Annotated in this window: 12 protein-coding genes and 1 pseudogene; 5 read left to right on the top strand and 8 right to left on the bottom strand. The window is 55.7% G+C overall.

From position 1 onward, the window contains the following. Positions 1-27 precede the first annotated feature (27 nt). Positions 28-702 (top strand): hypothetical protein, encoded by a 675-nt coding sequence (locus tag Fuma_RS03500; protein ID WP_077022918.1) that lies wholly within the window; start codon positions 28-30, stop codon positions 700-702. A 10-nt stretch (positions 703-712) separates the two neighbouring features. Continuing rightward, complete coding sequence (locus tag Fuma_RS03495; protein ID WP_077022917.1) at positions 713-1645, top strand: thiamine-phosphate kinase; 933 nt, start codon at positions 713-715, stop codon at positions 1643-1645. Between the two features lie 83 nt (positions 1646-1728). On the opposite strand, the gene rpoN is transcribed toward Fuma_RS03495, so the two are convergent. The 4 genes from rpoN to dnaX all read right to left on the bottom strand — a co-directional run bounded on the left by rpoN (position 1729) and on the right by dnaX (position 6459). Next, positions 1729-3243 (bottom strand): RNA polymerase factor sigma-54, encoded by a 1515-nt coding sequence (rpoN, locus tag Fuma_RS03490; protein WP_077022916.1) that lies wholly within the window; start codon positions 3241-3243, stop codon positions 1729-1731. A gap of 220 nt (positions 3244-3463) precedes the next feature. Next, positions 3464-4081 carry a recombination mediator RecR gene (gene recR, locus Fuma_RS03485; RefSeq protein ID WP_099091783.1) on the bottom strand — a complete coding sequence of 206 codons (618 nt, stop codon included), beginning with the start codon at positions 4079-4081 and terminating at the stop codon, positions 3464-3466. A gap of 169 nt (positions 4082-4250) precedes the next feature. After that, positions 4251-4613, bottom strand: coding sequence for a YbaB/EbfC family nucleoid-associated protein (locus Fuma_RS03480; protein WP_077022914.1), 363 nt, complete (start codon positions 4611-4613; stop codon positions 4251-4253). 64 nt (positions 4614-4677) lie between these two features. Continuing rightward, the gene (dnaX, locus tag Fuma_RS03475; protein WP_077022913.1) at positions 4678-6459 is read right to left on the bottom strand and encodes a DNA polymerase III subunit gamma/tau; all 1782 of its coding nucleotides are present in this window, start codon (positions 6457-6459) and stop codon (positions 4678-4680) included. Positions 6460-6800: 341 nt separating this feature from the next. Here dnaX and Fuma_RS03465 point away from each other — a divergent pair, with 341 nt between their 5' ends. Further along, a complete protein-coding gene (locus tag Fuma_RS03465) occupies positions 6801-9584 on the top strand; it encodes a PSD1 and planctomycete cytochrome C domain-containing protein (protein WP_077022911.1) in 2784 nt (927 codons plus the stop codon). A gap of 102 nt (positions 9585-9686) precedes the next feature. Then, positions 9687-11114 (top strand): DUF1501 domain-containing protein, encoded by a 1428-nt coding sequence (locus Fuma_RS03460; RefSeq protein ID WP_077022910.1) that lies wholly within the window; start codon positions 9687-9689, stop codon positions 11112-11114. A gap of 109 nt (positions 11115-11223) precedes the next feature. On the opposite strand, the gene Fuma_RS03455 is transcribed toward Fuma_RS03460, so the two are convergent. The 3 genes from Fuma_RS03455 to Fuma_RS36125 form a co-directional block, all read right to left on the bottom strand. Next, positions 11224-12270, bottom strand: a complete 1047-nt coding sequence (locus tag Fuma_RS03455; protein ID WP_077022909.1) for a DUF1559 domain-containing protein — start codon at positions 12268-12270, stop codon at positions 11224-11226. 414 nt (positions 12271-12684) lie between these two features. Further along, complete coding sequence (locus Fuma_RS03450; protein ID WP_077022908.1) at positions 12685-13944, bottom strand: tetratricopeptide repeat protein; 1260 nt, start codon at positions 13942-13944, stop codon at positions 12685-12687. 194 nt (positions 13945-14138) lie between these two features. Beyond that, positions 14139-14672, bottom strand: a complete 534-nt coding sequence (locus Fuma_RS36125; protein WP_229361000.1) for a hypothetical protein — start codon at positions 14670-14672, stop codon at positions 14139-14141. A 110-nt stretch (positions 14673-14782) separates the two neighbouring features. Here Fuma_RS36125 and Fuma_RS36120 point away from each other — a divergent pair, with 110 nt between their 5' ends. Then, entirely contained in the window at positions 14783-15073 is a 291-nt protein-coding gene (locus Fuma_RS36120) for a hypothetical protein (RefSeq protein ID WP_229360999.1), read from the top strand. Positions 15074-15125: 52 nt separating this feature from the next. Here Fuma_RS36120 and Fuma_RS36605 read toward each other — a convergent pair. Further along, positions 15126-15410, bottom strand: a pseudogene (locus tag Fuma_RS36605) (hypothetical protein); the annotation flags it as partial. Positions 15411-15415: the final 5 nt, after the last annotated feature.

The raw sequence follows: 15415 nt of genomic DNA, 5'->3' as shown, positions 1-15415 counted from the left end.
CGGAGGCAGCCGACAATAATTCCCGCGATGTCAGAAACTTCAAATCGCCAAATCAGCAGCGTCGCACTCGTCACCGAGCAGCGCCGGCGCGTGCGCGATTTGGCGGGATTTTTGAAGTCCCACAAAGTTCCCACCGAATACAACGACCGCACTCAAAGCTTCGTCGGTCGAATCGCCACGCAGGACATCAGCCAGGATCTGGACATCCGGTTTGCTGAGTTCCGTCGGAATTTTCGGCTGAAACGCGTCGACCTGCGTGTGTCTGAGCCGGAGGAGGGCACGGGCGCCATTGTTACGCCGTGGTTCGAATATCGAGTTACCGTGACTCATTCTGAAGAGGACGCCGGCGAAGCCGTTTGGCGGCAGCAGGTGACGGACTTCCGCGACACGGAACAGCTGTTTTCATCCGCGTTCGCCACGGTCTTTGGCAATCTGTTCGACACCGTGGAATTCGAACCGCCGGAGCCCATCGACATGGAAGCGTTCATTGACAGCATTGAAAATCGCGAAGATGACGACATTTCAATCGAATACGATCGCACGGCCGTGTGGTGCCAGCTAATGACCGATGCTGTGCCGGGACAGTTGTACGTGGAATCCGATCGAGTGGCGCTGGTCACGCAGCAGCCGCAACTTCCGGCTCGCCTACTGGAAGCATTTATCAACTTCCGCGCCTGCCTAGCGGGAATTGAGTGCTTTTGATGGATGCGCCATGACTTCCGAACGAGACATTATTCGTGATCTCAAAAACCGCTTTCCAGTGCGGACGTCTGTGGAAGTCGGGATTGGCGATGACGGTGCAGTGCTGCGTCCAGGTGATAAGCCGGTCATTGTCGTCACGGACATGTTGCTGGATGGCGTCCACTTCGACCTTTCATCGGCATCACCGGAACTGGTTGGACGCAAAGCAGTCGCGGTCAACCTCAGTGATCTTGCAGCGATGGGATGCTGGCCGACGGCTGCGTTTATTTCCATCGCCGTGCCCAAGTCGATCGCGGCGACAGACACGTTCATAAGTTCGCTTTACGACGGCATGCAGGCTTTGTCTGACCAGTTTGAATTCACCATTGCCGGCGGCGACACAAACACGTGGCACGGCCCGTTTGCGATTAACGTCTGCCTGACAGGATCGCCCACCAGTGCAGCGCCAGTTCTGCGCAGCGGAGCGAAACCGGGCGACGTCTTGATGGTGACAGGCCCCTTGGGCGGCAGCCTGCCAAGTGGACATCATCTGACGTTTGAACCTCACCTGCAGCTTTCGAAATGGTTACTGCAGAACACCGACGTGCATGCCATGATGGACATCAGTGATGGGCTAAGCATTGATCTGCATCGCATGGTGGAAGCCAGCGGCACCGGAGCCATCCTGAATGCGGACGCGATTCCGATATCGCCGCATGTTGATTCTGGCCTGAGTGCAGATCAGCGGTTGAAGCACGCGATGTCGGATGGTGAAGACTTTGAATTGCTGATTGCTGTGTCTGCGACCGACGCTAAGCGTCTGGCTTCTCAAACGGAGCCGCACGCGTTTGTGCGTGTTGGTGAGGTCACCGAAAGCAACGACGTTTTGCTGAAGACCGGCGACAATCTGACGCACCTTCCAGCAGACGGATGGCAGCACCTCAGCTACAGCGAATCTCGCTGACTCGTGGCCGCGGATCAGGCGTTTCGGACGATGAAGGCTGTTTCCCACGAGCCCCAACCGTCCACAACAAAAGGTAAGCTGCTCTAATACTCGCGTCGCTGGCGGGAACTTGGGATTCCCATCTGCTTGCGATATTTCGTGATGGTGCGGCGAGCCAGTTTGAGGCCGTGCTTAGCGAGCGCTTCGACCAGTGCGTCGTCACTTAGCGGCTTCGACTTGTCTTCTTCGTCGATCAGTTCCTGCAGCTTGATTCGGATCGTGTCCCACGCGACTTCTTCCCCGTCGCTGGTCTGAGTTCCACCACCGAAGAATCGCTTTAGCGGGAAGAGGCCTCGCGGCGTTTGAATCCACTTTTCGTCGACCGCTCGCGACACGGTCGTGACATGAACGCCTACGCGATCCGCAATCTGCTGCATTTTCAGCGGGGCGATATGTTCCGGGCCTTTGTCCAGAAACTCAGTCTGGTGATCGATGATTTCCTGAGCCACTTTTTTGACGGTGCTGTACCGCTGTTCGATGGATTCGATCAGCCAGCGAGCGGACTCGATCTTCTTTTTGATCCATTCCCGCGTCTCGGGCGTGGGATGATTCTTCAGCATCTTGATGTAACGAGGGCTGATGCGAAGTTCGGGAACGTATTCGTCCAACAGCCGAACAACGTACGCTCCCTTGTCGTCTCGTTCCAATGCCAGATCCGGAGTGACTCGCTGCACCGGTCGCTGTTCGAAGCCGCGTCCTGGATACGGATTCAACGTCTGAACCTGTTCGATTCCGACTTTGATCATATCGAGGCTGTAGCCGGTTGCCTTCTGAATGACGGGTAGCCGGTTGTAGGCAATGTCTTCCAGATGGTCGCGGACCAGGACACGCATGACTTCGTGAAACGGCATGTTGTCCGTGATCTGCAGCAGCAGCATTTCGCTGTGATCGCGAGCACCAACCCCAGGCGGATCAAGCTGCTGAATCATCTGCAGAACTTCTTCTGCCTGCTCGTTCGTGACATGCTGATCGTAGACTCGATTGAACTGCTGGCAGATTTCCGGAAGCAGGCTTTGAACTCGCCCGTTATGATCCAGGTGCTGAATCAAATATTCACCGAACTGTCGCAGCGTGTCATCAATGGAGTTGAACGCAAATTGTTCCAGCAGATATTCGTGCAGCGACTGCGGCCGGGCCGTCATGTTGGCCATCGCGTCGTGCTGACGATCGGAACTATCCGAAATCTGATTCGCAGAAGGTGCCGCGCCGCCGAAACCGACGTTGTCTTCGGGCCATTCTGACGAAATTTCCAGCAAGCGTTCGAAGTCAGATTCGTTGTTGCCTTCGCCTTCCGCAACCAGTTCGCGCTGTTCGACGTCCTTTTCCAGCTCGCGAGCTTCTTTGGGATCGTCTGACTTAATCACCTCGTCCGGTGCGTCGCTGGGGTTGTCCCGGTCTTTGTCGACAAGGTCCAGCGTGACGTTTTCCACCAGTTCCTGTTCGATCCGTTCGTTCAACGCCATCATGTTCAACTGCAGAATCTCCATCGATTGGATCATCCGCGGAGCCAGCTTCATTTGCTGGCTCATCTTCATTTGCTGAGAGATGTTGAGATGCATGGAGGGGGCCGAACGCGATGTGTGCGGAACTTGATGACTAAAGGTAAAAACTGACGGAGATCATTCAGGTCAAATTGTGTTTTCGCAATCTACACAGGTTACTGGTCGTGAGTCAGGCATGAATTGACGGTTCGTGTGCCACCGGCTCCGCCAGTGCTCTTTTGTCCTGGAAAGCACTGGCAGAGCCAGTGGCACACATCAGAAAACAATAAAAAGGTCACTAGAACGACTGCCGCCCGCGCAACGCGTCGGCCAACATTTCTCGATTTGCAAACTCCAGAACACTTCCCGACGCTATCCCGCGCGCTAGTCGCGTGATTCGGACGTCGTCGTTTTCCAGCAGATTTGTGATGAACAAGGCTGTACCGTCGCCTTCAAGAGTAGGGTTTGTGGCCATCACCAGTTCTTTGACGCCATCGCGTCGAACACGTTTTACCAACTGGTTGATGGTTAAATTCTCCGGGCCGATGCCTTCCAGAGGAGCGATTCTGCCGCCCAAAACGTGATAGCGTCCTGTGAAAGCACCGCTGGATTCCAACGCCACCACGTCGCGCGGCTGTTCGACGACGCACACGACCTGTGGGTCGCGACGATCGTTGCTGCACAAGCCGCACACTTCGTCTTCAGTCAAATTAAAACATATCGAGCATCGCTTTACTGACGTTTTCACATCTCGAATCGCGTCTGCTAAAGCATTTGCGTCGGCCGCTGAGCAGGCAAGGATGTGGTTGGCCAGTCGCTCTGCTGACTTCTTACCGATGCCGGGCAACCGGTTAAATTCTTCAATCAGCCGAGCGACACTGCGCCCGTACGGATGATCTGCTTCGTCTGTTTTCATTCCCATTTCACTTCCACCATCCCTGTACGACTGGAGCTGGAAGCCTCAGCCACGACACGAGCCACAAGCAGCCCTGTTACTTGATAGACCGCCCTCCAAGGCCGCCTAACGCTATGCTTTCGATGACCCCGGACAGACACTCGCACAAAACCGTAAGTGATGCCGTCTTCTAGTTGCCGTCGCCGCCAACACCCATTTTTGACAACGCATCACCCAGGCCAGGGATGTTCAGGCCACCGGCGATGTCTGACATCGCGGCTGCTGACGCTTCTTTGGCTTTCTGCAGAGCCTGATTCGTTGCCGCAGCAACCAGCTCTTCAATCATCTCGCGATCCTGAGTTTCCACCAGACTCTGTTCCAGATGCACGCCAATAATCTTCATGTCGCCGGTCGCTTCGACGCGGACCATTTCACCGCCGGCGATCCCTTCGACGCGCAGTTCTGAGATTTTGTCTTTGGCTTCTGCCATCTTGCCCTGAAGCTGCTGGGCCTGAGCCATCATGCTGCCAAGGTTTTTGAGCTGATCAAACATTCGTCACTTCCTGTCTTGTTTGCCGAGTGCTGAGGATTGTTCGATCCTGAACTGCATTCGACCGCTATGTATCTTCGTCCGGCACGTCTCGCCGCACCGGGGCGTCAGTAACACGCACGACCGTTGCGTCAAAAAAGTGCACTACCTGCTGCACAAACGCGTCCTGCTCCGGATCGACGTCGTTACGAATTCGCAACGGCGACGGACCTTTCACTTTCGGCGGTTCATTCTTCCCTGCGTCTGCCAACTTTGGCTTCGCAGGCGCAGCCGCGGCAGGCTCAGCCTTATTTGTGACCGGTGGAGAATCTGCAATCAGCTTCATACTAACCGCAGCATCAACACCCGTTAGACGTGAGACTATCGCCTGGATTGCCAGCCGACTTTCCGACTGCTCAATCACGCGTCGCTGGAAATCATAGGATGCACCCAGTTGAATTTCCAGCCCGTTTGGCCCGGAAATTGCTATTGACGAAACAACCCTGAGAGCGGCAGAAAGCGTAAACCCTGATTCTGAAATAAGTTCCGCCAGAATCCGCTCAGCATTCTCTGCGCTGAATTTGATCTCAGGCGATGGGGAGGCAGGACCGTCGGCCGGTTTTTCCGGATCGGCACTAGTTTCCGCTAAGTTTTTTTTTTCGTCAGTCGCAGACGCTTCAGCGGCAGGCGCCACAGTGGACTCGGTCGCACCCGCGTGGTCTGGCAAGGCGGGAAGGTTGCCCGACAGCAAACTGCTGATTGCCGTCAAATTTTCGAGCATCGCAATCTGAACGAGTGCCATTTCCAGCAGGACTCGAGCAAATGTGCTGCGCATCATTCGGCCCTTCGCCTCAGACAAAATCTGAAACGCAGCCATGACGTTAGGCATTCCTAGTGCGGCGGCCTGCTGTTGCACGGATTCTCGCCGACTGTTTCCCACGCTGCACAGCGGCACTTTTGCTCCGCCGGAAAGAGTGACCATCTGGTCTCGGACGTAGCCGACGCACTGGTCAAGCAATTCACCGGCCTGCACACCCGCCGTGAGAGCCTGGTCCAGAATGTTGAGCACTTCGCCGGGCCGATGCTGTGACATCGCGTCGAACAAAGCAACAAGCATGTCATCGCTGGCGGTGCCCAGCATACGATGCACGTCGTCCGCCTTGACGGTCCCTTCGCTAAAAGCCAGCAACTGATCGAACAGCGACTGACTGTCTCGCATCGACCCTCGTGCTCGTCGAGCCACCAGTTCAACGGCTTCGTCCTCCACTTCAAAGCCTTCGGCCGTTGCGATTTCCTTCAGCCGTTTACCGATCGATTCTTCGCCAATCGCGCTGAAGTCGAACCGCTGGCAGCGTGACAAAATCGTGTCAGGCACCTTATTGGGCTCAGTCGTGCAAAACACGAACTTCACGTTGGGCGGTGGTTCTTCCAACGTCTTCAGCAGCGCGTTGAAGGCGGCCGTCGACAGCATGTGAACTTCGTCGATGATGTAAATCTTGAACGTCGAATGCATCGGCCGCATGTTGACGTTGGCTCGCAGCATGCGAATATTTTCAACGCCGTTATTGGACGCACCGTCGATCTCCATGACGTCGACGTCGTCGCCCGCCGAGATGCCGTCGCAGATTTCACACTCGTTGCACGGAACGCCGTCCACGGCGTTCGGGCAGTTTAGAGCTTTGGCCAGAATACGAGCACTGGAAGTCTTTCCAACGCCGCGGGCACCAGTAAACAAGTACGCGTGGGCCACTCGACCGGAACGAATGGCGTTGCACAGCGCCTGAGAGACGTGCTCCTGTCCGACAACGTCGCCAAACGCCTGCGGCCGAAATCGGCGAGCCAAGACGGTGTAATGAGACCCGGTACTCACGTGGAAGATTTTCCTTTGACAAGACAACTGGACGTGGCGGATTGTGACGACTTTGACAGAATTGATCCACTGATCTCGCCGACGCCATCTGCGAAAGCTTCGAAGATGTCCAGTTCTGTTCCGGACAATTTCCCCCGAGCCAAAGATTATCGTGTCGCAGACAGCGAATAGGCTGGACGTACGAATCATCGCACGGGGGGCGTGTTTGCGGCAGACTGGCGAAAAGCCACGCCCCGGATGCGCCGATCGAACTTCATGTTCGCTTTCGTCCGAATCAAATGGTAGAATCTCTGCCCCGCCACTATGCCTTCCCACCAAGCTACGAAAGACGGTCGTCTTACATGGCATCTCTCCGACTATTCTGCTTTCCCCTGTCAATTTTCGTCACTTTTTGCTGCGCCGATTTGACGGCTGCGGACGACTCGGATGCGTCAGCAGCCATCACCGCGGGACAGCAGGAATTCTTCGAAAAAGAGGTCCGGCCTGTCCTTGTTCAGCGGTGCTACGAATGCCACGCAGGCGACGAAGTGAATGGTGGACTGCTGCTGGATTCGAAGGCTGGCGTGCTGAACGGCGGAGACAGCGGGGCATCCGTTGTTGCCGGCAAGCCAGACCAAAGTCTGCTGATTGAGGCAGTGCGATACAAAAACCGCGACCTGCAAATGCCGCCACAGAATCGCATGCCGGATGCTGAGATTGCAGTGCTGGAAAAATGGGTGGCCATGGGTGCTCCTGACCCACGCACGGACGCCGTTTCGTCGGGGGCCAAACCAACGGGCATGTCAATTGAAGATGGTCGCGAGTTCTGGTCGTTTCGGCCGGTTGCTTCGCCGGACGTGCCTGAGGTTGAACATACAGAATGGGTGCGGAATCCCATCGATGCGTTCATCTTAAGCAAGCTGGAAGCGGCAGGGCTTCAACCCGCGCCGCGGGCCGATAAGCGAACGCTGATTCGGCGAGTCACGTTCAACCTCACGGGCTTGCCGCCGACACCGGAAGAGGTCGACGCATTTCTGGCCGACGAATCTGAGGACGCTTTCACGAAGGTGGTTGAACGACTGTTAAGCTCGCCCCAATACGGAGTGCGGTGGGGGCGGCACTGGCTGGACGTGGCTCGATACGCCGATTCGAACGGCTTGGACGAGAACCTCGCGCACGGCAACGCATGGCGTTACCGCGACTACGTGGTGAACGCCTTCAACAGCGACAAACCGTACGATCAGTTCGTTGTCGAACAACTTGCCGGAGACCTTGTCCCGAACGCCACAGCCGAAACAAAAACGGCAACGGGGTTTCTGGTTCTGGGAGCGAAAGTTCTGGCCGAACCGGACATGGAAAAGCTGGTGATGGACACCATCGACGAGCAGCTGGATACGTTCGGCAAGGCGTTTATGGGAATGACCGTTGGGTGTGTCCGGTGCCATGATCACAAGTTTGATCCGCTGAAGCAGGAGGACTACTACGCTCTGGCCGCCATCTTCAAAAGCACTCGCACGTTCGTCGAAGAAGGGCGAGGTGCCATCAAGTACTGGCATGAATACTCCTTCGCCACGGAAGAAGAATTGGCGAAGCTAAAAGTTGTCGACGCTGAAATTGCGAAACTTAAAAGTGCAGCGGCGTCATTCAAAAACAAGGCGATCGCAAAAGTCCGTGACGACGCAAGGTCGAAGGCCACGGAATATCTGATGGCTGCGACGACCTTCGATCCATCGATGGCACTATCGCAGGTCACCGCAATCGCGAAGCCGTTGGGACTGCACCCCCGAATTTTGCACCACTGCCGGTTACACCTTGATTACAACCGCGATGATCCGTTCTTCGCGCCGTGGCATTTGTTGGCGAGTTCCGGCGGTGCTGAGGCCGTTGAACAACACTATCGGGCTCGTTTTGCGGCGGCTTCGGGTGCAACAAGCGGCGGCGATATTCCGGCCATTGAAATCGAAGAAGCCAAGCGTGCATTAAACGACCTGTCCGGATTTCTGGCAGTGCCCCCCAAGGTCGAATACGCCTTTGACGATGCTACGCTGCAGGAATACTACAAGCTGGAAGAAGCCGCTCGCGTTAAGGAGAGCAATGCGCCGGACGAACCGGCGGCCATGGGTGTCAGCGAACAGGAAACTCTGGCTGAACTGCCGATCCATATTCGCGGCAGTCACCTAAATCTGGGTGAACCCGTTGCACGCGAGTTCCCCATCGTGATGCGAGCATCAACGGTACGGCCCGTATTTCCGAAGTCGCAAAGCGGGCGACTGCAGTTGGCGAATTGGCTGGTCAACACTCAACATCCGCTCACGGCTCGAGTATTCGTGAATCGGGTTTGGGGCTGGCATACCGGACGCGGAATTGTCGGAACGACGGAGAATTTCGGACGGCTGGGAGATCGGCCGAGCCACCCGGAACTGCTGGACTGGCTGGCTCGATCGCTAATGGAGAATGGCTGGTCGACGAAGGATCTGCATCGACTGATTTTGACGTCGAACACCTATCAAATGGCGTCCACACATCCTGACGGTGATCAAGCAGCGGAGCAGGATCCAGAGAATCTGCTGCTGTGGAAGTTTCGTATGCAGCGACTGGAAGCCGAACAGATTCGCGACGCCGTCCTGGCAGTTTCGAATCGGTTGGATATGTCGATTGGCGGCAAGTCCGTGCCGTTGCGCAACCGGCAGTTTGTGTTCAATCACACGTCCGTTGATCACACCAAGTACGACAGCCTGCGACGCGGCATGTACCTGCCAATCATTCGCAACAACCTGTACACAATGTTCGAGCAGTTCGATTTCCCGGACCCTACAATGGTCACCGGGCATCGAAATGAAACCGTCGTGGCGCCTCAGGCATTGCTGATGATGAATTCTGATTTGATTATGGATTCAGCGAACGCTCTGGCGGCCACTGTGACTTCGCAGGCCAGTGGCAATGCCGACCGTGTTCGCATCGCCTACGAAGGAACGTTGAATCGTCCGCCTCGCGATGAAGAAATCGCCCGAGCACTGGCTTATGTCGACGAGTTCACAGCACAACGAGTCTCGGCGACCGGCATTGATGAAATGGCGGAGATAGAAGCCTGGTCACTGCTATGCCAATCCCTGTTCGCCAGCAACGAATTCATCTACGTCAGATAATCGAGCGAAGCCGAGTCTCAAGCTGCTGGCGTTCGGAACAATGCCGATTGTCGCCCCGAAGTGGCCCGCAAGATACATCATCAATTTTCAGAAACGATCATAATGTCAGACTGCAATTTGCAAACTCGCCGCCGTCTGCTGCAAACGTCCGCCATTGGTTTTGGCCAACTGGCAATGACGGCAATGCTGGGCCGGGAAGCCACGGCTGCATCAATGAAGACAACGACGCCAGCTAACCCGCTGGCGCCGCAGCTTCCCAATCTTCCAGCACGTGCGAAGCGAGTTGTCTTTCTGTTTATGAAGGGCGGCCCGTCGCACGTCGACACCTTCGACCCGAAGCCAATGCTGCAGCGTGACAGCGGCAAGCCGTTGCCTTTTGATCTGCCTCGCGTAACGTTTGCGAAGCAGTCGAATCTTCTGCGTTCTCCATGGAAGTTCAAACGCTACGGAGAAAGCGGACTGCCGGTCAGCGAGCTGTTCCCGCATGTCGCTCAACATATCGACGACCTGTGCATTCTGCGTTCTGTGCATGGCACGAATCCGGCTCACGGTGGAGCGGCTTTAAAGCTGCACACGGGTACGGATCAGTTTGTTCGGCCGAGCATGGGATCATGGGTGGTTTACGGGCTGGGAACAGAAAACCAAAACCTGCCGGCCTTCGTGACCATTTGCCCGACGCTCGCTCACGGCGGAGTGAACAACTGGGGAGCCGCGTTTCTGCCAGCCTATTGTCAGGGAACGCCAATCGGCAACGCCAGCCTCGCTGCCGCAAAGGCGCAGGTCAAACACATTCGTAACGGACGCCTGTCAACGGACGTGCAGCGGCGGCAGCTTGACCTCATCAACGCCATGAACCGTGATCACCTGGAAGTCGCGGGGCGCAGCCAGGCGTTAGAAGGGCGGCTGAATTCCTTCGAACTGGCATTCCGCATGCAGGCAGCGATGCCGGAAGTGCAGGACCTGTCACTGGAAACCGAAGCGACTCAAAAACTATACGGCATGGACGACGCCGTAACAGAAGATTTCGGCCGGCAATGCCTGATGGCTCGCCGCTTTCTGGAACGCGGCACCCGCTTTGTCCAGGTGACTCATAGCGACAGCGAAGTACAGTGGGACCAGCATTCCAACCTGTACCACGGCCACACCAAAAACGCTGCCGAAGTCGATAAGCCTATTGCCGGATTCCTGACCGACCTGAAAGCACGCGGGCTTTTAGACGACACGCTTGTCGTATGGGGCGGTGAGTTTGGTCGCACGCCGACGGCTCAGGGCAACAACGGACGCGATCATAATCCACACGGGTTTACCATGTGGATGGCGGGTGGCGGCGTGAAAGGCGGCCTGGCCTACGGGGCGACCGACGACTACGGCTACTATGCCGCCGTCGACAAAATGCACATTCACGACATGCATGCCACCATGTTGCACCTGCTGGGTCTGGAGCATGAAAGCTTAACGTTCCGCTATGCAGGCCGAGACTTCCGGCTGACTGACGTCGCCGGTCGCGTGGCGGAAGACATCATCGCGTAGCCTGCTTACACGGGAAGCACCGTGAGCATGTCCTGGACTGCTAACTGCCAGTCGTCAAAGCCGGCAGCCAGAGGCACGTCGCGACGAAGCACGCCCCGCATACCGGAGCTTAAAAATCGCTCAGAACAAAGCCGTCGGATTTGTTAAGCAGATTCTGATACACGTAGTCGCCTTGCAGGTCGACCTGGTTACGCTGCACGTTTTCGCTGATGAATCGGACGGCTCCGTCTCCCATTAAGAACTGAGCTCCTCCTGGATGTCGGCTGGAATAGGACGACGCACAAACGGAAACCGTCGGACTACTGCTGGGGTCGTCGCCGGTTTGGTTAATGCCGTAAACGCCGCGAGCCAGAGTTCGTTCCTGTCGTGCCAGACCGGTGTCGGGATCGTACGACGCGCCATAAATCGTGGCCGCGCCGCAGATATCTTTGCCACCAGAGGCAGCGCCAGGACGTGTGGGCGTCGGCAAATCCCAGGCTCGTTCACCCGTGATAATGGTGTTGCTGGTGCCATCTGTGAAGTCCCTGAAGTTGACGTGGCTGTTCATGCCGAATGATCCGGCCAGAAGGTTATTGACTGGCACGGCCGGCGCCGGCTGCTGCACTGCGTTGTTCAGGTACGGATGAGGACTCCAATCACCGCCGCCGTTTGTGCCGACATAGTTGGCGATGGCCGTTTCTCTTAAAGCGCCTGTGTTCGACATCAAGGTTTGAATCGTGTTCACACCCGGAGCCGAATCAGAAGCACAGCGAAACGCCTTCAACGGCTTCTTCATTAGCGCCCATCGAGTGGCATCGTCCAGTGCATACGTGAGCGCTACGTCGCCAACGCCAAGCTGGCTGTACAGGTTTCCCTGATCGAGTCCCGGCAGGATGTAACACATCCACCCCCAATTGGCGCCGCGAGCTCCAACCTGATATGCGCCCGCCTGATCGATCCAGCCTGGCGGAAACCCCAGATGCGAATCGTGATAATTGTGCAGCGCCAGGCCAATTTGCTTTAGGTTATTTTTGCATTCCGTCCGTCTGGCCGCTTCGCGTGCCTGCTGTACGGCTGGCAACAGCAACGCAATCAGGATTGCAATAATGGCAATCACCACGAGCAATTCGATCAGAGTGAAACCACGCTCACGCGAGCGACGATGCAAACTTCTCATGGACGGCTTTCTTCAAAGACAGAGGGCACTAAGCACGGTCAATTAGTCGCGACAGGATTAGCCGCAAGAGTTGAATACGTACTTTAACGCGAGAAATTGTACCAGTCGTCATTGAATTTGCACGAGATTGGTTGAAAAACGCCCATTGGCCCGAACTGCCTGCGCCCACATTTCCATGCGACTACTGCTTTAGGGCCGGCTTCCGGCGTTTGACAATGATGCGCGCCGAATCCGCGCCCGGATGCCGCCTGTACTCCGAATATCAGACTGTCCAACGGGACGTGGTACAGCTAAGGAGTGAAAAGTCGTGAGCCAGCCGCCGGAAATACGCTGGCAACCGCGGATAAGAGCGGCAGCTGTCGCATTTCGGCTTTTGACGCTGCGACCAGGTCAGAGACGCGGATGCGTCTGCCGCTATTTGCCCTCGGTGTCGCTGTTGGAAGCCGCATCCGGCGTTGCTGTTGGAGTCGATGTGGCAGGTTTCGTTCGGTACGGCTTCTTCTCTTGATAGATCGCCAGAATTAACTCTTCGTCCTTCTTCTGGTCTTCGCCCACAAGGCCAATAACAGATCGCTGGTGCTCAACCGCTTTTTCAAAGTTGCCAGTTTCTGCATAGGCAGCGGCAAGGGCTTTGACGTCGGAAGCATTCTTCTGCTGACGATAATTAGTGGCCTGTTTCGCGGCGGCGATCGCGGCTTCACCGTCGCGGATGTCATCTTGTGGGCAGGTTGCTAACAGCCACGCTTTGTTCTGCCACGCTGCGGCATAAGCTGGAAGCAATGAAGTCGCCTTGTCGTAGTCAGCCAGCGCTTGTTTGTAGTCGCCCGACATGAACGCATTGTAGCCTCGATTATTGTAGGCCATCGCGTCGTCCGGCTTCAGCTTGATGATCGCATCGAAGTCTTTGACGGCTGCTGCGTGGTCACCCTTCAGATAATTAACAAACCCGCGACTTCCCAGCGCCGCGAGGTTATTCTTATCCAGCTCAAGAGTTTTGGAAAAGTCGCCGATGGCAGCATCCCAGTTCTTCAGATGCCGAAATGCCACGCCGCGTTGAATATAGTGTTGAGCATTGTCGTCGTTAACCTTGATCAACTGAGTGCAAACTTCCACGGCTTTATCAAATTCCTGGCGGGCAACATGAGCCGAGGCCAGGTTGCGGTAAGCCGAATACATCTTGGGATCAATCTCGGTGGCTTTCACGTAGTCCGCCACAGCTTTGTCGTAGTCACCGGTTGATCCATAAAACACACCTCGATTCACGTGCAGTGTGGCGTCTTCAGCATCAGACACATCGATCGCGCGAGTTGCATCTTCGATCGCTTTTGCAAAGTCATTCCTGACGGCCCAAACGTTGGCTCGCGCTGAATACAGGCGCGAGTTTTTGGGATCTTTTTGAATCAATGTCGACAGCACGCCAACGGCTTCGTTGACGTCAGCCAGTTCGCTTCGATCCACAGTCGCGCGTTTTCCATCCGCGAGTACCATGGTCGCTTTACCGTTTTCGACGCTGACCGTGCTGATCAGTTCTCCGGCCAGCACCACGATTTCGCCAGACAACGAGATGTCGCGCCGCGCGACAAACTGTGGTGCCGATTGAGCGATTGCGATCGACGCAGAGGTGGCCAAGATTGCGAGAGTGATAGCTAGCTGATTGAGGTGCCGGTGATTCATGATGCCGATTTCAGTCAGTTGTTGAGTAACGCCGAATGTGGGTGGAACGAAGGACGCTGGGCCAACTATCGAGACATTCGACAGCCAGCAGCTGGCTTGTCTATGCAAGCTTAATCGTGCTTCTGAGCATAAAGAAGCCCGGCCTTTTTGGAAAAGGCCGGGCTTCGAAAATCATACTGCAACGCAGCTAATAATTAGTTGCAACCGCAAGAACTGCCGCATCCGCCACAGCTACCAGCACAGCCGCCGCTGGTTGATCCGCAACCAGTTGAGCAACCGCCAGCAACGCTACCGCCACAAGCTGGTCGGTAAACCTGACGACTAACAGTCTGAGCAACCTGCTGACACACAGCAACCTGAACTTCACGCGTCTCCTGACGGTTAACCGTCACGGTGTACGTGTAAGGAACTTCTTCCTGTACCTGACGAGCGACCTGACGAGTGCGTGTTCGCGTTTCAGGCTTTTGAACACAGACAGTGTAGGTGTAAGGAACCTGTTCCTGAACCTGACGAGGAACCTGAACTGTGCGAGTCTTCTGTTCCTGACGAGTCTTCGTCACGGTGTAAGTGTAAGGAACTACTTCCTGTACCTGACGACACGTCGTTACAGCTCGTGTTCGCTGTTCCTGACGAGTCTTTGTCACGGTGTAGGTGTAAGGAACTTCTTCCTGAACCTGGCGAGCAACCTGAACTGTGCGAGTCTTCTGTTCCTGACGAGTCTTCGTCACGGTGTAAGTGTAAGGAACTTCTTCGCGTACAGTTTCGTAAGCAGTGTAAGGAACCTGCTCCTGAACCTGGTTGGAAACCCAACGGCGAGTCGTTCCGCATGAAGATCCGCATGAAGTTCCGCAACCGCTGGCTGATCCGCAACCACCGCATGAAGAACCGCAACCGCCGCACGCTGAAGCACAGCTACCGCATCCGCCACAGCTGCTGGCACAACCGCCGCATGAAGAACCACAGCCGGTGCTGCATCCGCCAGAACCACATCCGCTGGCAACTTCTTCCCAGTGACCCTGATCACGGCATACTGTGCGGAACTTCTGAACTGGTACCTGACGGCAAACAGTGCGAGTTCCAGTCATCTGCTCCTGGTAAGGAACACAAACAGTGTAAGGAACTTCCTTAGACTCGGTGACAGTTTTGCAAACAGTGCGAGTGCCCGTCATCTGTTCCTGGTATGGAACGCAGACTGTGTAAGGAACTTCATTCGTTTCCTGAACGGTCTTGCAAACAGTTCGCGTACCCGTCATTTGTTCCTGGTAAGGAACACAGACTGTGTAAGGAACTTCTTTTGTTTCCATAACAGTCTTACAAACAGTTCGCGTACCCTGTCGCTGTTCCTGAACAGGAACCATAACAGTGTAGTTTTCTTCCTGAGTGTCCATGACTGTCTTGCATACAGTTCGCGTACCCTGTCGCTGTTCCTGAACTGGAACGTTTACAGTGACGGTTCGCGTCTCCATGACAG

The organism is Fuerstiella marisgermanici (genome assembly GCF_001983935.1).
GTDB classification, from domain to species: domain Bacteria; phylum Planctomycetota; class Planctomycetia; order Planctomycetales; family Planctomycetaceae; genus Fuerstiella; species Fuerstiella marisgermanici.
This window is presented reverse-complemented; position numbering and strand designations above follow the sequence as displayed.